Consider the following 20,586-nt stretch of genomic DNA (forward strand, 5'->3'; position numbering starts at 1 on the left):
TGCGCTATTTCGAATTGATGCGACCACGCTCAAACATTTGCTCGACCCGCTTTTCTTCCGGTCCGAGATTGAGTCCTAGCTCATGCTTGATGAAGTTGGTCGTCAGGGTGACGTTGTTGGAGGATTTCGAGACGCGTCCGCCAATTAGAGCTCGCCCTTCCCATATATTCGCATTTGATTTGGCCCAGTTGATTTTTCCGATGCCCGCCAAACGCTTTTTCCAATTTTGACTATCGACTTGTAACAAATCGCGTCCCACCATTCCGAACGCTTGCAACGCAATGGCGTGTGAGTGGAGAAAATCTCTCCTTATTTCTCCCGCAGTCATTCTGGAGGATCGCACCATCTCCCACTCCGGAATGTGGTTCGATATTTCATCCCAGTACTCTATGCAAACCTTGGAGGCATGATCAACATCGGAATATTCGTCCGTGTCGAGTAATACTGAACATCCTGTATAAATGGAACTAAGTGTGAATAGCTTCCGCGAGCGCTCCGATAGAGTGCTCCGCTCCATCTCGACTAAGTCCTTAAAGGCCGTAGATTTCAATGCCACCAGTTTGGCTATTTTAGACAGGTCGTTTCTGTGGTCATAGAGAAGACCTAACGAGCGGCTTGGGCGAACCGCATGCCTGTTCAAATCGGAGAACATTTGTTGGCTTCGCTCCAGGCCCCTATCTATGAAAAATACGACTGCAATAGTTTCGTCCGCGAGCTCAGGGGCGTTTGCCAAAGCCTGCTCGATCGCTGCCCTCCGGTGCTGCCCATCGTTGATAATGAACCGAGCGGACATGTCCACGTGCAGGGCTCCAAGGCGATCAGCGTCTCCGTTTGAGCCCATCGGTTTGAAGTGGACGGCACCGTCCAACGAGGCGGTTATGGCTGAAAACACGTAGCTTTTTTTGTTTTTCAACACATATTGGGCGATTTCAGGGATGCGCGCCCGGTTCAGTATCCTCTGAGCCCTGAATTCCGGCATCAATTCTTCTTCATCAAACAGAAAAATTCTGGGAATGACACGGAGAGGGCACATCGAGACAAAATATTCTCGACCGGCCTGGATGCCACGGATGGCGGGAAAAATGTATTCGAATACAGGGTCCATGGTACGCGTGTTTGTGTTGTTGATCTGATTATAACGTACATGCGAGCTTTTAATACATACCTTGCTCCATATTTTAAGTAATTTATCGCAGTAATACCGCCAATTCGAAAATTGGAAACCCATTTAGAATAGAAGTTGTAGTAGTGATAGACTGCCCAGCCCGGCTGCTACTTCGTCAATAAAAAGCTAGAAAATAGGGGCGGGCTCAACCTGTCTTGCGTCTGCTGCAAACTCATTTTTCGAGATTCATGCTTGTCTTTGGGCTTCGAATGCGTCGCCTTTTGTCGTTATCGTGTTGACGGAATATTTGCCTTCAGAATTTATTACCATATAACGGTAAGGGATACTAATGGATCTGACTTTGCGAGATGCGCTCTGCGTCCTTTCTAAGGCATCGCCGTTCTCAGTAAAGACCCTCAGCGATAAACCTCGAGATTCATTGGACGATGCCAAAGACTGGCTCTACATAGAGCAGGATATCGAGCGCGATTTCCGCAAAATACTTTCCACTCTTGTTCCGGGGGAAATTGTTTTTCTTTGCGGCAGTAGCGGTGATGGAAAATCGGAAATATTAGCTCGCTGCCATGAGCAATATCGGAATCGAGTCCGATTCCATCTTGATGGCACCCATAGCTTTTCCCCGCGTCAATCAGCAATAGATGCTCTCGATCAACTTTTCGATGAGAGTCATGCCGGCAGTAAGCCGCTGGCCGTAGGTATTAATATTGGAATGCTGGCCAACTACTGCAAAGAAGGGGCGTCACGCCATTCATTAGTTAAGTATGCAATCGAGAATTTCTTGAACGGAAAAAATACCGATACCGCCTACCATTTCTTTGATTTCGAAAACTACCCGAAATTCCAATTCAACACCAATTCAGATTCTCACTCTAAGTTCGCAAAACAACTGATGATGCGCCTTACCGAACCGAGTGATAAAAACCCATTTTATGTGCTTAGTCAAAAAGATGACTTAGAGCAAACGGATCCTTTGCTTTCCGCGAACTTTAAATTGTTGGCCTTGGGTTGTGTGCAGAATGCCATCATTGAAAATATGTTCAAGGTCCGCCTAATTAAGGATAAGTTCATAACTGCACGAGCGCTGCTTGATTTTATTTATCAACTATTGTTGGGGAATAAATATCTTCCTGACAATCTGTTCGGTGCCAGTGACAATGAATTAATACAGAGGATGGGAGATTTTGATCCAGCTCTCCTTCATACACGTGCCCTTGACCAGTTTTTATTGCGCTTTGAGTTGGGGCTTCCCAATGTGGAGCTTTCAGTTTTTATTGATCACCTACAAAAAAATCGGTTGATGCCAGAATTTAAAGGTGAGGTAGCAGTGGGGGCGGGGTCTTTGATCCGGCTGTTCTACCTGTTGTTGGATCAATCCATCGGAAATAACTTTCACCATCAATTTACCGAGGACTTCGTGGATGAATTGCTCGATGGATACTCAAAGGTATGGCTTCTGCATAACGATTACGATGGAAGTAGCGAAGCTAAGCTGGCGTTGCGCCCCTTCTACGGCAATGAATTGATCAATGGGATCTACCGCTACGCGAATCGAAATGCACCATGGCTACAAAAGGGAGAGGTTTTTCTTGGAAAATCGGGCGCGTTACAACTGGCCGCTCCTGTAGAAGTGAAGGTGAATTTTGCGTCGATACAATGCAAGACCTCTGCGTCGGTATCTAGATTTTGGGCAAGCCTAAAAGTATCCGATAAAGAACTGGAGCCAATCGCCGTAAACCTGAATCTTTTTGAGCTCATTTTCAAGCTCAATCGTGGCTATCGTCCCAATAAATACGACAAGAGTGCCGTGGTTCTACTGGACGAACTTGTTGAGAAGATTCGAGAGGTAGCAAAGCAAAGTAGTGTTTTAAAGATATACGAAAATCGGCGCTGTTACACCGCCCGTCTGGACGACGATATGATCGAGATCGGCGGGGTGGCGTAGCATGTTCCCGATTCCAGAAGACCTCGCTCCCTCTGATAAAAACAAACTAATCAGCTATCTCCCAATTCGCAATAAGGGAAACGATTTTGATTGGGACATCATTACGGGGATGGTGCTGGGCCACGCTCTGAAAAAGCAAATAAAGCAGTATGACTTCGAGCAGTTTCGCGAGGACTGCAAGAGGCAATTTATCACTAAGATGGATCAGCCAGATTTCTGGGAAGTACTCGATCGCATGTATTTCGCGTCCGAAGCGGTCTTCGATATCTCGCCGCTATTTCTCTTATTCAAGGCGCAGCGGAAAGGCTCCGGAAAATCAGAGTTGGGGGCCGCGAATGTACGTATGGGTGACCTATTTTGTGGCTTGCTCGGGTGCACGAAACAGCTTGATGAGGTGAACGAGCAGCTCAATTTTCTCGAGCACCAGATGCTTCTCGTGCTGCAACGTAAATTGTCCGAAAACTCCGATTGCGCTTCGAACGAACAACACTACCTCCCGTATATCGCCAAGGCATTCCAAGAGGACATCAACTTCCTAGCAACGCATCCCAAGTATCTGCTACGGGAGCTGACAAATACGCTTAGGCTCTATGCTTTCAGCTATTGCACGCAGATGGCATTGAATGTTTCCGCTTGGAAAGATGGAGAGCCTGTCAGTAAGCCCCTATATTTTATTCTCGATACCGAAAGAGCCAGTACCGAGCGTATCAACGTAAATCACGGTTACAAGATGTTTGCTCAGTTCAGTGAGGGATTGTTTCCCATCCTTTCGGCTCTTGAGGCAATCCAGCATAAAGATTTCAAGCGCCCACTCTGGCAAGTCTACAAAGACTCCATTGAGTATGCAGATCGTGACGGCGTGCTACGCGTGCTTAATGAATATATCGATGCCTTCGCAAAAAGTAGGGAATTGGACGGGCGAGGTGACGCCAATACAGTCGAGACAGCATTCGAGCACCTAATCGGTCTCGCCGTCGAACAGTTCAAGGTGAACAAAACTACGCGAGGCGAAATAAACGAAAAATACACCAAGGAACTCGAAAAACAGATATGCGGAGATTTCGTACAGACTCGTGGAAGAGCGGGACGAGTGTTGGTGCTTAACCAAGACCAACTTCTTCTCTTAACCAATCTTTCGATTGGTTTGAGAGAAAAGCTGCGGCTCCACGAGCTAATGGAAGAGTTTCGCCGCCGAGGCTTCTATCTAGATGGACAGACACAGCAGGTTTTGGTCAGCTTCTACGAGCGTATGGGTAACGTTGAAAGAATGAGTGATAGTGGAGATGCCGTCTATGTCCGTAAGACAGTATGAAAGCTTCTTAGTTGATTGCTTTCTAGATTGGGCTAAGCCGGATATCCGTCCTGGGCTCCGGTACCAGTTCAAGTCGCCTGATGCGGACAATGCATATCGCCTTCATCAAGCGTTTTTGGCTAAAGCTGATGCACAAACTATTGAGATCAATGGCGTCTTTCTGCCCTTTGTTTCGTGCAGCGGGATATGCCTGATTCCCGTTCTGCACGATGGAGAGAGGGGAGTTACGGAAAACTATATCTCTTTTCTTCGAGACAAAATTGCTGGACGTGATCACCAATTTGCGCAAGCCGCACTGATCATTATTCACAACAGCTTGCTTGATACGCTTATCAATAGTGCTGACGATGTTGGCGCTTCGGATGCCATATGGCATCCGAAGCGTCTCGTTAGAAAGCTGGAAGACCTGATTGATCAGCGAGTAGAAGGGCGTGAATTATCACGATGCTTGCTTAAGGACCAGCTTTCGATAATCACAGAAGAAGATTCAACCGTATTTGGCTTTGCTCCTCTCTATAAGTCGTTGACGGATGGCGTGCTGGAATTCGGTGAGTTGGGCCTATTCAACGATCCGCTCATCCTCAATATGAAAGGTAAGGAGTCGCAAATACGTAGGCGTCTTGAGGAAAACCGTGCGCTACACCGCGAAATTGAGTTTGCCGTCGAGCATTTTTCGGGACAGTACGAAAATGTGCTCAAGGATTTCAGCGCAAAATTCATCCGAGAACATTTCATCGAGCGCAACGATTGGAATGGGTTGGATTATCAGGCGTATCTGAATGAAGCCACCGCCAACCAAGAACAGAAGATGGCGCTCGACGACATCGAAGTCATCGGATGCACCTTAAATCGTCGAGCAAAAAGCCAGACGAAAGCGGGGCAGAAAGAACTTGGCCTGCTAATCGAAGTTCCCGCAGGACTGCCGCAGGTGACCGTCAAACTTACCTTCATTGGAAGTGATCTAGAGGCGGATCAGATAAGGATCTCGCATAACAAAAGAATTGAACAATTGGCACAGATTACCGTCACTCGAGCGGGAGGAAAACGCAGTCGGGCCAACGTAATCCTTCCATACGACGGGCAGGTCACCTTTTTTAGCATCGAACTCAAGCGGGAGAATCGCTCCGAAGACTATAAGTTCCGTTGCCTTATGGTGGAGCAAGGCCACTTTTACCTAGAAGAATTCAAAAATAGATTTCGGGTGGATCCTCGCCACGGCTGGCTGACTCTGTTGATGGAGGAAAATAATCTACGCATCCAGGGCGGCGATGGAGAAACAATTCATCTAGACGAGGGTGACGAATGCGTGGATTGCCAGCAATTCAGCATCGTGGATTTCGAGCAGCTAGCCAATCAAACTGAAATGATTCAGTTCACTTTGAAATCTGGCCATCACCTACTTCGCCTCAACGTGGAGGGACCCGCTGCAGAAGAGGGGATAACCCTACCTCTTCTGTTCGACAAAGAACGTTTTGGCAAACTTTTCATCGACGATTACAACGCGGAGTTCAATCGAGCTAAGTGCAAGATCATCATCGATAACTCGGAAATAAGCGTGGTTGGTTCCCGTCAGCAAATGTTGATGGCCGAGGCTAGGCTGGTAGATGAATTACTATTGTTCGTTGGACCAATTGCAAATATCAAACTCGATGATATCCAGGGGTTTTGCGAACCGCTCCACTTCGCCTACAAGGCACTCTTCGATTATCTAGCCCGATACAAAACATTACCAAGCCTCGTGGCATGGGGAGACGTTTACCGCACGTTGGCACAAAACGTGGTAGACGCCTACGAGGCTGCACTATTGAGCATCCCTCGACACGAGGTGTTGGGCCAGGACCATAAGCGCTTGATGCGCATAGGCATCTATTTTCTCGAAGGAAAAGAGCGCATTACCCCGCTGCATCCGCTAGTTCTGTCCTATCATCTCAATCTAGTTTGCCGGATCGATGTAGACGACTCAGGCTCCTTTGGGGAACTGCCTAGTGTTACACGAGAGAGGCTGGTTACATCGGGACTATTACCCTTCATTTATAGTTCCGAGTCGGATTTTTCCCATGTGCTTCCGGTCAGGGAGAACCAGTTCTGGCTAGAGTTGGTGCCGCAAAAGCAGGCAAGCCATAGTTATGTTCAACGACTAGTAAAAGACAAACTGGCCGAATTCACCGAGGCATATGCCAGTCTATTCAGGACGGCGACCCGTAGCGCACTCATCATCAACGCCATACATCAGGCAGAGGCCCGAGAATTATTTCTAGGTTTAGTTGACCACTTTAAGTTGAACAAAGAAGAGTCAAGTTCCATTCACGTCAATTTCTATGATGATGCACTGTCGTACAACGATTTCGACCGTTTTGCGGAGACCGCCTCCTACGATGAGATCAAATCGTGGCTCGGCCTGACGTCGGGGGATATCCGTGCTGAAGCCGATATGCTCATCGATGTTGTGCGAAGCAGGCTCACCTATAGCAAATTCTGTACACCCAGGCCAGGCGAACCGCTCGCCTATGCGCATTTGGCATTTTTTTCCAATAATGCTCCGGTGGATTGCCGGGCGGTATATATCGAAGAGGCTGCCAGCGGGGTTCTCTGCGATGGGCTAATAGCGGGAGAGGCTTCTGAAACCAAGGAAATGTCATATTTCACTGCCTTTGGCTTGCGTGGAGTTCATTACGAAGAACACCAACATCTGAGATTGGCTCGCCTTATTGGCACATTGTTCCAGCCCGCTCGGCAGAGTAATGCACACAATTTGGGAATGGGTATCGGTTTGGCCGTCGGAAATGAGTTTAAGGAGCTTATTGGGCGCTCTTACGATAGTGCATTATGGACGACTATCATTGACCCTAAGGTCACCCTCGACTTCTTTGCCAACCAGCAGGATGTCGTTCTAATCCATTATTCCGATCAATACACCAGCGCTGCTGGTTACGATGCCATCACGGTGACTAAGCAGGTAGAACTATTCAAGAGCCTGCTTAGGAGCGACAACCTACTATCAGAATTTAATGCGTTCAATGGGGAATGGCTGCTCAAGATGCTCACGGCCAATTCCAATGAGCGCAAGGAAAAGAACGGAATCATTGGGGCATACAAGTTTGTGAGCTCGATACTGCGTGATTCTGACATCACGTGGGTTCCACTATCTGTGGCAGAAATGCTGAGGGTTTCGGGTAACGTCGGTCTCAAGATGAGTGATAGCGAATTCTCCCGAAATGCCCAAGGATATCGTAGGGGCGCAATTTCAGACGACGTTCTATTTGTTGGGTTCAAAGGTGAATATCTCTACCTGCTTCCTCTCGAAGTAAAGACGGGGGCTAGGCCAGATTTCGCCTATGCTGGGAAGCAGGCTGCCGAATTGAAACGCTATTTGACCGAGGAGGTATTGGGGCCCTCAACATTGGCATCGACTCTCTACCGTGGATTATTCGTCAGGCAAGTCATGATGCAGGTCGAAAAGTTGCGCCTCTATCACGTCTTGTCCGAGAGCGATTTAAGCGAGCTGATGACACGTCGCGACTGGTGGTTAAGAGGCCAATACAAGTTGGCAGATTTAGATGGGTACGCATCTGGATTCGTCGTCGCGCACGTCGAAAACGACAGTTGCTTCGAACCTGTTTACAACTTGACCGATTCCAACATTCTCCAGGTGGAACTGCCATTCGTATTACTCGATTCACTCATCAACGCAAAGACATCATCGGAACTAGATGCCCTTGTGAAAACCGTTCATGTTCCTGATCAATATCGCCTCCGTCCAGAGCACACCGGATCCGCTTTAGCCAAAATGGACGAAGCCAGAGTTCAGGCCAAAATCGAAACAAAAACGACATCGTCTGATGCTATGACGAACATGGCCGAAAAAACTCAAACACCATCCTTGCCGTTAAAAGTGCTCTTCGGACATGAGGTTCTTCGCAATACGCCGCTTTATTGGGAGCCCACCAATACAGCGAAGTTCATGAATACCAATACGGGCATCATAGGCACCATGGGAACGGGCAAAACCCAGTTCACCAAATCGGTAATCACCCAACTCGTCCGTAACCAGTCAAATAATGTTGCAGGGCTTCCAATCGGAATGCTCATATTCGATTATAAGTCGGACTATGTTGATGACTCCTTTATCAAAGCCACGAGCGCTAAGAAGTATCGACTACATAGATTGCCATACAATCCCCTAAGTCTCTACGGTGACATGCCGATGTTGCCCGTTCATACGGCAACGGGATTCGCGGAAACAATGGCGAGAGCATTCGGGCTCGGGCAAAAACAGCAGCTACGTCTTCGCAAGCTAATTCTCGACGCATACGAAATTTCTGGAATTAGTAGATCCGACTCTTCTACCTGGAGCAGGCCCGCCCCAACGATTCAAAATGTCTGGGATCTGTTTATAAATCAAGAGAAGGTCGAAGAGGATTCGCTTTATGCTGCACTGGATAGTCTAGCGAGCTACGAAATCTTCGAAAGCGATACACGTGAGGTATCCAGCCTATACGACCTGATTGAACGCGTGACGGTTATCGAGTTGGCGGGATACTCAATTCAGATCCAAAATCTTGTTGTTGCTCTGACCCTCGACCTGTTCTACTCGCAAATGCAGAAGAAGGGAAAGCCCATCGTTCAGGGGGACTTCCGCCAAATCACCAAGATGATATTCGTGGACGAGGCGGACAACTTCATGTCTCAGGATTTTTCTTCTCTTCGTAAGATACTCAAAGAAGGGCGCGAATACGGGGTGGGGGTGATCCTTTCAACGCAAGACATCACCCACTTCAAAACGGGGGAGAACAACTATGCCAGCTATGTGCTGACATGGATCGTGCATCGCGTATCTGAAATCAAAAACGCGGACATAAAGTCAATATTTAACATCGATGACAGGTCGGAGCAGGAAGCCTTAATGGAGAGCGTCCGCAAGCTAGAAAAGCACTGCAGCATCTTCATCGATGGCAACAAGAGGTTCCAGAAAATCCGTGATTTTGCATTTTGGGAACTATTAGAGCGGTCGAGTTAGAACCACCCCGTTATTTCCATGAAAAGCTCTATCGATAATATGTTTGGATTCGTACCTGCGACCCAGGGGGAAAGACTGTTTCAACTTATAGCGAAACAGTTCATCTCGGCAGAAGCAAGGAATCAAGTTTACCAATTGGAACATCTACAAATCGGCAGGCGACAAGAAGACTTTGCCGAATACTATCTTGGGGTTTACTGCTTCAATATGATGGCACGGTTAATCAGAATGGCCGTCCATCTAGTCAGTGACCCCTCGCTAGACCCCAAGCAACAATCCAAATCAATGAAATGTTATCTCCAAACGGAATGGGAAATTGCGATCGATCGACAAAATCAAGATGGAATAAACAGGCTGATCTCCCTTTCATTAACGGCGGCAGAGACCTCCAAGGAAATAGTCAACAAATCCACCAAATCGATTGTGACGCCTGAACACCAAGCAATCTATTGCTACATCTGTGACAAAAAGCTGGAGAGGGCAACTGAGGATATAAACACTAAAGTCCAGTATGAGCATATTTGGCCAAGAAGTTTCGGAGGAGACAGCTCGCCAGATAATCTGTTGCCAGCATGCCATGATTGCAACCATAGTAAGGGAAACACTCTTTTATGGCAGGATGCACACCTTCACTCATTTGTATTAACCCCGTTTCCAGATGCAAGCGATATCAAAAGAATTCAATACAAAGAACGAATTGCCCTGCACCGACGAAATATCTTTCGAAGAGCATGCGATGAGCGTATTACCTTGAAAATGGCTGCGCTTAAAGTTGGAGCGATGGGCGAGATTAAATACAGATATCCAGATGACGCTATTGATTTTTTTAATTGTAATATATAGGGCAGATGATGAAAAAATATCGCTGTATCAAGTTTAAACAACGCACTGGCGATCAGTCACTGGAAACCTGTATTTTTAGCTCGGCAGTTGGTGAGTTGTTAAACTGGGTGACCATACCAAGTATCTCACCCGAAAGAAAGGACGGAATACAACGATCAAGAAACGATTTCCGAGTTAAGGGAATCACAAAGTTTATGGCAGAGGACGAAAGAAACATAATTCCGACTGCTATCGTAATTGCACTATCCAACGACGTATTCACAATCTCTGGGAATGGCGAGGATGGGCTGTACGATTTGGATATCGATGAGTCAAAATCTGCTGAAGCTTTGGTCATTGATGGACAACACAGGTTATTTGGAATGAATGCCTATAATCCGGCTACGATCGTTCCCGTGGTGGCCATACTCGGGGCAAGCACAGACGAAAAGGCATTCCAATTCATCGTCATCAACAACAAAGTATCCAAAGTTTCCCCTGACCATATACGTGCCCTTACACTAAACTATACCGCCCAAGATCTCGAAATCCGATTGCGTTCAGCACGCTTGAGCTTGAGCCGACAAGTAAGTTATGTTGGGTGGGCAAATGATGACGAAAGTAGTCCATTTAAGGGTCTGTTAGCGTTGCCCAATATTGAAGAAGAAAATCGATGGATCATTCCTGCCTCGATCGAGTCCTCTGTCGCATATATTCAATCGAAAAACTTAAGAGCCCTCGAAGATGAAGACATGCTATTGGATTTCTTCCTGACCATTTGGAAAGTGATAAGAGCGAATTGGGGAAATGCTTTTTCAAAAGACAGCAAACTTCTGAGCAAGGTTGGGCTGACGTCGATGAACCAATTCGTCGTCGACGCGATTGAGTTCATAGCTAACTATTCCGATGAGGAGATAGATCTTTCGAATGAGGAAGATGTTACGAGGTGCGTCGAAAAAGTGCTAAAAACTCAGCAGGAAGAATTCTGGTTGGCAACTTGGACAATTACCATATCTGACACTAGGTCAGTCAGAGAGCAGATATTAGAAGCCATGAAGCAGATACAACAAAACATAAAATATAAATCGCAATGGGGAACTAATATTGGGCTGGTTGCGCGACCAAGTGAAGATAATGCTCAGGGTTAAACGGCCTACGTAAACGGCGGATCTTGGAAGATATTGATGAATAGCATTTCGGAATCCCAGATTGCCATCGCTTGTCAAATCGCAAGCCAAGTGTATGCGAAGCACCTCAAGGTCAAAGACGGGATTGCTTTGCTATCTAACTACGGCATTAAGAGTGGAACAGCCAGTGGTTTCATCGGCAATTACAAATGCTTGGTCGATGGGAAAGAATTCAGAAGAATTCTGAGCCAGTCTGCAATGCGGCACTTTATCGAACAAATTCATAAAGAACATGGGGAAAAGGGAACTCAGCAAGCAATCAAGTCCCTGCGAGCACATATTCGCTACTATGAGCAGCATTACAAGAAAAATACGCACGCAATGAGAACTGTTGTGGAGAGCTTCGAAGCCCTTACTCAAGGAAGAGCGGAAGAGGCCGAACTCCAGCGTGAGTTTCAAGCGCAAGTTAATAGGTCCCGCAGGGACTCTCAAGTAGAAAGAGTGAAGCGACTAGCCCTCGCTGATAAAAAACCGAGGGCTATTCCAACAAAAGGAACGACTTTTCTTCGCAATCCAGACGTTGTGGCAGAGGCGTTATTCCGTGCCAATGGGGTGTGTGAACGATGCCATAACGAAGCGCCTTTCCGCAGAGCATTGGATGGAACCCCATACTTGGAGGTGCATCACAAGAAGCGCTTGGCTGATGATGGTGAAGATTCGCTCGACAACGCCATTGCGCTTTGCCCAAATTGCCATCGTCAGGCTCATTATGGGGAGCCTGAAAAAATAGACGCCGTTGTTTCAACGGTACTCCCTGTTACTGTTGAGCTTGAACAGGGGTGACAATCACATCCGTTGCATACCATTGTGAGGCAGACAGGGGGGCTGTCTAATCATTGTTATTTCTTGGTGTACGCTATTTGCATAAATGACGTCCTGCCAGAGTTTAAATCTGGCATCTGTTAGTTACCGAAAAATAAACAAAGAAGAACTGAATTGGGGGCGTTTTGGCCGATCGACTTCCGGTGTCAGCGAGCTCCTCATCAGCTCCTTCCTTCGCTGAGCATATTCACCTATAGCAATTGGTCGGTGCGCTGAGGGGGGAATCTTGCGGTAGACTCAACTGTTTGGCATGAAAAATGTCCGGACGGACTGACTCGCTGCGTAAGAATACAAAGGAAGCATTTTGGACATCGAAATTTGGGACGGCGGTCTTCAAGAACAAGAGATTGAGGCAATCAAGAAGATCAAGGCGGCATTCTCCGATAGTCAGCCTGATGGCAAGTCCCAAGGCAGAAGCAACTCCCTACGGGATCAGCTTCAAAACAAGCTCGGACGCAACGGAATGTTTCCCTGGAAAGGTTACGCAGGGTTCCGATTCGTCGACTCCAAGGGTAAGGAGGGTGAGTTTGACTTGGTAATCGTCACACACTGCAACGTCATCATTGTCGAGTTAAAAGACTGGAACCATGAACCTGTCACTGCGAACGGAGATGTCTGGTTCAAGGGCGGTAAGAACATGGGGCGTTCGCCCGTCAGCGTTACAAGAAACAAGAAATTCTTGCTGGAAAATAAGTTAAAGAAGCTTACATCTCGATTTTCCAACAAAAAATATCCCCCTCGAGTCCATTTTTTTGTCGTCATGACGGGGAATGCTGATTTTAGCCAGCTTCCAGAGGTTGATCTTCAACACACGATTTCCTTGAAGGAGTTCCTCAAGTTCTCGGGCAAGGTTAAGTTTAATGAATACTTCCGTCCTCATCCTGATGCTCAGGTCCTGAATCAGGACTTCCCCGTTTTTGATGAATTGTTTCTGAGCGGCAATACGGCGCCAAAAGCGCTGAAAATTGGCGGTTACACGGCAGTTGAGGAAATTTTCGAGCATCCGAAGCATGTCTATAAGGAGTATTTGGCAAGTTCGGAAATCTCGAAAGGTACCGAGGCGCTGCTGCGAGTGTGGGATTTCAAAAAAGTTGAGGGCAACAAGGCTTTCACACCTCAGGGAAGGGCTGAAATAGTCTCGCGTGAGCGAGAGGTCTTGCAGTTCATTAATCACCAGAATCGGGATCTATATAACCACTGCCTCCGCTCTCTCACGAGTTTCGAAAAGGACGAAGTTACGTCCCAATGCAGCGAGGTGTATGAGCTTCCACCTGGACACGTGAGATTCAATGAATTCGTAGGCAAATATGGTCAGTCCTTTACCCATACCGATAGGCTAAATGTCACGAAGCTACTCCTTGCAAAGTTCGGTGATTTGCATGAGATCAAAATTGCACACCGCGACATTGCCGATCACAGCCTCTGGTTGTCACCTTCCAAGGAGATAGCACTTTCCAATTTCATCTCTGCATACCATCAACCAATAGGAACGGTCGGTGACTATCGAAATAGCCTGTCCGTTGGGGCTGTCGAGGTAAAGGAAATGCTGGATGGCTCGTCGTTGACCCCATTTCAGCAGGACGTTCATGCACTAGGACTTGTGGCTTGGCATCTACTGACAGCTCAACGAATGTCACCCAAAAGCTTGGAAAACATTCAGGGTGAGATGCTATCAAGCATTGAATGGTATGCAGGTGTTCTCCTTGATGCGGTGACCGCGAAATTCAAGGATGCGTCTTCGTTCTTTGACTCGTTGAAGCGTGCAGAACCGCAGGGAGAGACAATACCAACTTTCGATGACTCTGAATTGGAAGCATATCGTCGTCCGATAAATCATTCTCGGCAGTTTCGAGAAGAGGGTGATTTCCTGGTTCTGGCCGATGACAAAGAAGTTTATTTGTCAGAGGGACGGCTCATTAAAGCATGGCTGAACGTTGGCAGCGAAGGGGATGATCCGGTATGTAACTTCCGGGTGCTCTCGTTTTTGAAGCGCCTGGACAAGCTGGCGGCAGTCAAACCAACTTATCTGCCTCACATTCTGGAGTATGGTCTCGCGGCTAGGTCTAGCAGCATGTACCTAGTGACAGATGTTGTTGACGGTACGACCTGGGCTGTTGCGGTCATTAATGACTCCGACAAAGCCAAAGTTATCGAGAAGCTGACCAATGCTGTCGAACACCTTCATGGACTTGGAATTTCACATGGTGACCTCCATCCGGGTAACGTCATGCTCGGGAATGAGGATGGAAATGTTTTCTTGATAGACATCCCCGACTTTTCGCAGAATACGGCGGAAGTCAAGAATCATCGATACAGCCCAGAGAACATTGATGGAAGCTCATCCTTTCAGCGAGACATCTTCGCAGTATTGAGGATGTCCAGTGAGTTGCTTGGAATGGAATGGGGTGAGGAGTCCAAAGATTATCCGAGAATCGCGGACGTAATTCGAGCTGAATTGAATGACATCGAGTTTGGGTTCAAGGATTTGGGGCGGTTCAAAAAGGCTCTAGCCGTTGCCCCAGAGGTTCTGGAGCAGCATTTTGTCGAGATTGTCCTAAACAACATTGATGAGCAGTTGACGATTCTGCCCGATAACGGACATCTCTACGTCAAGGTTGAGGTCTCGAAAAAGGGCGAAAACGTTCTGATGATTACCTTCGCTGGGATCGGAGGAACATTTTCGGCTTTCTACAATAAAGAGCAGCAGTGCTTTGTTGGGGGACTGACTCCGCGAGTCCGTTCTGACGTTCATTTCAAGGCAGCAGAGGAAAGCCAGTTTGAAATTGGAACAGCAATCCGAATCAAACCTGGACGCCCCGCACAATTTTCCGAATTGTCTGAGCTTCTTCGCGATGACGATGCATTCCATCGTGCAATCGAAATGCTTCAGGCCATACAGCCTGAAATCGACGAATCGGAGTTGAGTCAGCAACTCAAAGAGGTGTTTGAAAGGTCTGACGTTCTAGACGGTGAGCAGGATACTGGAATCTCAGTTGAAATTTCCACACAGGCTCTCTGGAGGGCGATTCTTGCCACTGAAACCGAGTCAAGCCCCAATATCGAGTTGAATGGTGGTGCAATGACTCCATCGGACGCTGATTCGGAACTCATTCTTCCTTACGAAGCTGACGTTGACCCACTTGGGGGATTCGCACGCACGGATGAAGTCGAGGCACTCTTGATTGACCAGGAAGGAGCCGAGAAAGCCATCGGGGAGGTTTCGCTTAAGAAGTCTGCATTGAATGAGGTTAGGCTCATCAAAGTCCGTTTGTCAGCCTATGGTCTCAAGGATGGAGACATAGTTTTCTTCCGGACAAAACAAGACAGAGCTTCCTACCGTAAGCGGAAGGTGGCACTTGAAAGGCTGCTGGATAGGGAAGGCGTCTTGCCGGAGCTTTTGGACTTGTTTGACCCCGCATGCAACAGGGAAGCAATAACGTACAACAGAACGGTTACCGAGGAAGATTTTGCAAGGTACAACCGCGAAGACCAGCATGGAAACAAGATTAGCCTTAATGAGCAACAGCGCGAGGCTTTTACCAAGCTACTAAATTTCGGACCGCTGTCCCTTTTGCAAGGGCCGCCGGGGACAGGAAAAACGGAGTTCATTGCCGCATTTGTCCATTTTCTCATCGAGAAACTCGACATCAGACGCATTCTTCTGGTCAGCCAATCCCATGAAGCGGTAAATACTGCGGCAGAGCGAATTAGGAAACACTGCTCAAGGCTAGGAACATCATTGGAAGTTGTCCGGTTCAGTAACCGCGAAGGTGCAGTTTCGCATGGACTCAAGGACGTCTATTCACATGCCATCACTGCCGAAAAGCGTGAATTGTTCAATGCGGAGTACCGCTATCGTGTAGCTGCTCTTTCTGATGCGTTAGGACTTGAAGCTGAATTCATCTCCAAAATGGTCGACGCGGAGTTGAAGCTTTTCAAACAGATTGATCATCTCGAATCGTTGCTAAAAAGCTTCGACGAAATCGCCGACAAGGAAGACATCAAATCCCTGAAACCGATCGTGGTCGAGTTGGACGAGACTATCCGCTCAAAGCTTTCCTCGGAATACGGTATTGCGCTGTCACAGGAGGATAAGATTTCTGAAGCGAAGAACATCCTGCTTTCGAAGCTTAGCAGTGAGTTTGGCGTCAGGCCGAACGAAGCCAGAAGGGTTAGGGCTTTGGCTAGGATATCCAGAGATATGCAAGATGCCCTTTCGGCTGAGAGAGTGAATTGCGATGAGTTCTATGCCCGTTCGAGGCAATTGGTAACCGGTACCTGCGTCGGAATTGGGCAGGGACATATAGGGATTCATGACAATATCTATGACTTTGTAATCATCGACGAAGCGGCGCGTTCCATTTCAAGCGAACTGGCGATTGCGATGCAGTCAGCGAAGCGTGTTCTGCTGGTCGGGGATCATCTACAGTTGCCGCCGCTTTACTCCGATGCTCATAAGGCGGCACTTGCGCGACGCTTGGGCATAAACGATAAACACACTGAACTCGATGTCGTTCTGAGAAGCGACTTTGCACGCGCATTCAATTCCGAATACGGAAAGCAAGCAAGCGCTACGCTGCTCACCCAATACCGAATGGCACCGCCTATCGGGAGTCTGGTTTCCAAGACGTTCTATGATGGAAAACTGAACAACGGACCTAGGACGATTCCAGATATCTATCAAGACGCGCCCAAACCTCTTCGTTCGCCTGTCACTTGGCTCGATACATCCTCGCATGGAGATCGCGCTCATCACCAGAGTGACCGTGGGGTCAGCATCTACAACCGTAGCGAGGCAGAGCAGGTCATTGAGCTCCTCAAACAAATTTCATTGAGTGGTCGGTTTCTTGCGGACCTGTCCGAACTCAAGGACAAGGATGACGCGCTCATCGGGGTTATCTGTATGTATGCAGAGCAAAAGCGCTTGATACGGCAGAAGTTCAATCAGGAGATTTGGAACGAAGGCTTTAAGGAGTTGGTTAAGATCGACACTGTCGATAGTTACCAAGGCAAAGAAAACAGAATCATCATTCTGAGCCTTACCCGTTCCGATAAGTCGTGGAGTCCGGGCTTTTTGCGAACACCAAATCGAATAAACGTTGCGATGTCCCGCGCAATGGACAGGTTGCTGATAATCGGAAACGCGGACATGTGGAGCAAGCACAACAAGGACAAGCCTCTCGGTCAAGTGGTTTCCTACATGAACGATATGGGCGAGAACGCCGGTTACAAGTTCATGTCTGCGCAGAAGAATCGTTAAGGTGGCTATATTGGAAAACACTACGACTTATCACGAGATTGATTTCCTGTTGCCGGCGCAACGCTTCAATATCAACTTCTCGTATATCACCCAGAAAGGTCTACCTTTCGTTCGTGAGTTTGTTCTTCGTCTCGTCCATCTGGCACCGATGTCAAAGTCGCAGATTGCCACCTTCTTTGGATTCACTCGCAAGGAGACCGAAGAAGCTATCGCTGATCTTGTTGAGCGCGGTGAATTGACGCTATCAGAAAGCGGTCGACTGATGCTTACGGAAAAGTCCAGCGGGTACTTCAGCGAAATCGGAGAGGTTCCCCGTCTATCACTTCTTCGGGATAGCGGGGCTTGCCTATCATTCGACTTGGCGACCTTCTCTTGCCTTGGTAAGGACATACCCTCAGACAAATGGAAAGCGGGTATATCCATAAAGGTTGATGACGAGAGCGCTTCAAAGAGCGAGATACTGGTCGAGAAATATTTCCAGCGTCAGTTTCATGAAATTATGAACAAAGGATTTCTTTCAAAGTCGCTGGTGCAGGATGAGAAAGACTCACCAACTGTCTATACCGTGAATTCGGTCAACAAAATTAGGCAGATGCCATTCAGGCTCTCCGTGAAGTTTCTGGTTGATTCGGAAGGCAGGAGTGTCGAGCGTGAAGACTTCGAGATGCTTACAAGTTCCGACTATGTTCATGAACGAATTTCGGTGGAGCTTGATCACTTGGCTAGACCGAGCAACTTCGTCGATATTGCGAGAGCGATGCTCGATATCGGTGATGGAGATACGTTAAAGCTGTTTGACTCGAAGAGCAGTTCGGTCAATCCAGCATTCCTTGACGACCTTGCCAAGCTGGAAGCAAACAGCCAGAAGAAAAGAACCACGTTTTTAGGCCCGATTTATTCCTCGGCAAATTGGGATTTGCTGCTTATGCAATTGGCTCCTGTAATCAAAACACGGAGAGAAAGCAAAGCGGACGTGGGGCAGGACTCTTTCCTTTGGCTAGCCCCTAGCGACCCGTATTGGTGCAGGAGCAACCGACTGCTCGTGTCCCTTAGCGACTTTCTGGACAAGGCGAGCACCAAGGACAAAAAACTCTACTCGCCGACCATCTATTTGCCTGTCTCCGGAGCAGATGACCATAAGGCTGCCAGGCAATGGAAAAAGGAACTCGACCCTTATACCGACAAGGCTCACGGCGTCATTGAGGGTTTCCTTGGAGGAAATGTCGAGATTCTGCACTTCGATGGTGAGTTTGTGGCTGTCGTTTATCATATGTCCCTTCCCGATACCTACCCGGTCACACTTCCTCTCGGATTCATAAGTGCAGACAAAGAGGTCGTTTCGGCGATTGGGAACCTTGTAAAGTCGTATGTGCAAGGCAGTTCAAGTTTTGACCGTCCTAACGACTGCGGATCGATTTCGCGGTTTGGGCGAAATGAATAATCAGGATGCGCGGATTCCTTTAAGTGATGTTTCTTTCTTCAATACATTCGATTCATCTGTAAAAAACTCCTAAACCGCCTGATACAAGAAATTTGCGCAATAGAATTTCACAATGGATATACTTACAGTTAGATTCATTATGGGAGATATCATCCATGGCAACGTATGCAGAAATCCAAGCACAGATCGTAGAACTACAGGCCCAGGCTGAAAAGGCACGGAAAGAAGAGTTGACCTCAGCCATTGCCCAGGTCAAAGCGCTGATGGATCAACATGGAATTACCATCGAAGACCTTCAAGGTGTTACCAAGAAATCCCGTAAGACATCCCCTATAAAAGCAAAGTATCGCGATCCAGTTAGCGGTAATGAATGGACAGGACGTGGCCGTAGTCCAAAGTGGCTAGAGGGCAAGAATAAAGACGACTTCGCAGTCTGAGACGCAGGGTCTTAAAGACCCGGCGTATAAGCTAAGACAACAATCCGCTTCCTTAACAAGAAGCGGATTTTTTACGTCTGTTAATAAGCATAATGCTCACCCATTAGAGCTAGGCTGTCTATGATTAATCGGCTTCAATTGTCGAAATTTGTTTAGGCTGATAGATCAATTAAACAGATGCTGATTGGTGATCAGCATCTCTGTTGTATCTGATATTGACGACTAACGACATGCTGTTCATTGCATGATCGTTGTTCTGTTGGATAAAGTATTTTCTTACATACACTCTATGGTATGTAGAGATGATTAGCTAGTTACCTTCACTGAGCTAAGAAGACATAGATAATAAGGGAGGCGCACTTACCCTTTCTAATTTTTTGAATAAAAGAACACTCAATGTCTGCCTGAAGTCTAGCCATTTCCCTCTACAACAAATCGATGATTGCGCTTGTTCAACGCAATTTCAAATTAACTTTATATGTAGAGTAAATATCATGGCTAGTTATCATTTAAGCATTAAGAGCGGCAAGCGTGGCAAGGCTGCTAAACATGCGGCTTATATTGCCCGTGAAGGGAAGCATGGACGTGCTGACAAGAAAGAAGATTTAATTGCCACTGAGCACGGCAACCTACCTGATTGGGCATATGGAAATCCGTCGTTGTTGTGGAAAATGGCCGATCAAAACGAGCGGAAAAATGGGGCTGCCTATAGAGAACTGGAAGTTGCGTTGCCGGCGGAGCTCGCCCCGGACCAACAGGTCGCGCTTCTTCAGGCGTTTGTAAATGCTGAACTCCCTGGGAAACCCTATCAGTTAGCCATACACGAGCCTATCGCTGCGCTGGGTGGGGTGAAACAACCACACGCTCACATCATGTTTTCCGATCGCAAACCCGATGGCATCGAGCGAACCCCAAGTCAGTATTTCAAACGGCACAACCCGACGAATCCAGAGCGGGGTGGCTGTAAGAAAGACAGTGGCGGTAAAGCGCCTGAAGAACTGAAGAATGAACTGATCTCCAGGCGCGAAAGGTGGGCCAATCTCCAAAATGAGTTTCTCGAAGCCAATGGCCATCCAGCGAGCGTCGATCACCGAAGCAATAAGGATCGCGGCATTCAGGCAACGGCAGAACGTCATCTGGGGCATGTCGGCATTAAGAAGATGACGCCAGAGGAGCGGTCGGGGTATCAAAGCAAGCGTCGTTCTGCTTAAGTGCCTGAC

The 20,586-nt window shown here is 47.6% G+C and carries 11 protein-coding genes; 10 read left to right on the plus strand and 1 reads right to left on the minus strand.

Going from position 1 to position 20,586, the window contains the following annotated elements; translation table 11 throughout:
- Positions 1 to 4 precede the first annotated feature (4 nt).
- Positions 5 to 1,105: a DNA sulfur modification protein DndB gene (gene dndB, locus ACLIKD_RS02405; protein WP_428827020.1), complete on the minus strand. Its 1,101-nt coding sequence runs from the start codon at positions 1,103 to 1,105 to the stop codon at positions 5 to 7.
- A gap of 349 nt (positions 1,106 to 1,454) precedes the next feature.
- On the opposite strand from dndB, the gene dptF reads away from it, so the two are divergent.
- The 10 genes from dptF (at position 1,455) to ACLIKD_RS02455 (ending at position 20,577) form a co-directional block, all read left to right on the plus strand.
- Positions 1,455 to 3,068, plus strand: a complete 1,614-nt coding sequence (gene dptF / locus ACLIKD_RS02410; RefSeq protein WP_428827021.1) for a DNA phosphorothioation-dependent restriction protein DptF — start codon at positions 1,455 to 1,457, stop codon at positions 3,066 to 3,068.
- Position 3,069: 1 nt separating this feature from the next.
- Entirely contained in the window at positions 3,070 to 4,380 is a 1,311-nt protein-coding gene (dptG, locus tag ACLIKD_RS02415) for a DNA phosphorothioation-dependent restriction protein DptG (protein WP_428827022.1), read from the plus strand.
- The gene (dptH, locus tag ACLIKD_RS02420; protein ID WP_428827023.1) at positions 4,361 to 9,397 is read left to right on the plus strand and encodes a DNA phosphorothioation-dependent restriction protein DptH; all 5,037 of its coding nucleotides are present in this window, start codon (positions 4,361 to 4,363) and stop codon (positions 9,395 to 9,397) included. The genes dptG and dptH overlap by 20 nt, the downstream gene beginning before the upstream one ends.
- Before the next feature lie 18 nt (positions 9,398 to 9,415).
- Complete coding sequence (locus ACLIKD_RS02425) at positions 9,416 to 10,240, plus strand: HNH endonuclease (RefSeq protein WP_428827024.1); 825 nt, start codon at positions 9,416 to 9,418, stop codon at positions 10,238 to 10,240.
- A gap of 8 nt (positions 10,241 to 10,248) precedes the next feature.
- The gene (locus ACLIKD_RS02430; protein WP_428827025.1) at positions 10,249 to 11,367 is read left to right on the plus strand and encodes a DGQHR domain-containing protein; all 1,119 of its coding nucleotides are present in this window, start codon (positions 10,249 to 10,251) and stop codon (positions 11,365 to 11,367) included.
- Positions 11,368 to 11,403: 36 nt separating this feature from the next.
- Positions 11,404 to 12,189 (plus strand): HNH endonuclease, encoded by a 786-nt coding sequence (locus ACLIKD_RS02435; RefSeq protein WP_428827026.1) that lies wholly within the window; start codon positions 11,404 to 11,406, stop codon positions 12,187 to 12,189.
- Between the two features lie 343 nt (positions 12,190 to 12,532).
- A complete protein-coding gene (locus ACLIKD_RS02440) occupies positions 12,533 to 17,488 on the plus strand; it encodes an AAA domain-containing protein (protein ID WP_428827027.1) in 4,956 nt (1,651 codons plus the stop codon).
- A gap of 10 nt (positions 17,489 to 17,498) precedes the next feature.
- Entirely contained in the window at positions 17,499 to 18,929 is a 1,431-nt protein-coding gene (locus ACLIKD_RS02445; protein ID WP_428827028.1) for a hypothetical protein, read from the plus strand.
- 155 nt (positions 18,930 to 19,084) lie between these two features.
- The gene (locus ACLIKD_RS02450; protein WP_428827029.1) at positions 19,085 to 19,366 is read left to right on the plus strand and encodes an H-NS family nucleoid-associated regulatory protein; all 282 of its coding nucleotides are present in this window, start codon (positions 19,085 to 19,087) and stop codon (positions 19,364 to 19,366) included.
- Between the two features lie 494 nt (positions 19,367 to 19,860).
- Complete coding sequence (locus ACLIKD_RS02455) at positions 19,861 to 20,577, plus strand: MobA/MobL family protein (RefSeq protein WP_428827030.1); 717 nt, start codon at positions 19,861 to 19,863, stop codon at positions 20,575 to 20,577.
- Positions 20,578 to 20,586: the final 9 nt, after the last annotated feature.

Source organism: Azonexus sp. IMCC34842, assembly GCF_050368855.1.
GTDB classification, from domain to species: domain Bacteria; phylum Pseudomonadota; class Gammaproteobacteria; order Burkholderiales; family Rhodocyclaceae; genus Azonexus; species Azonexus denitrificans_A.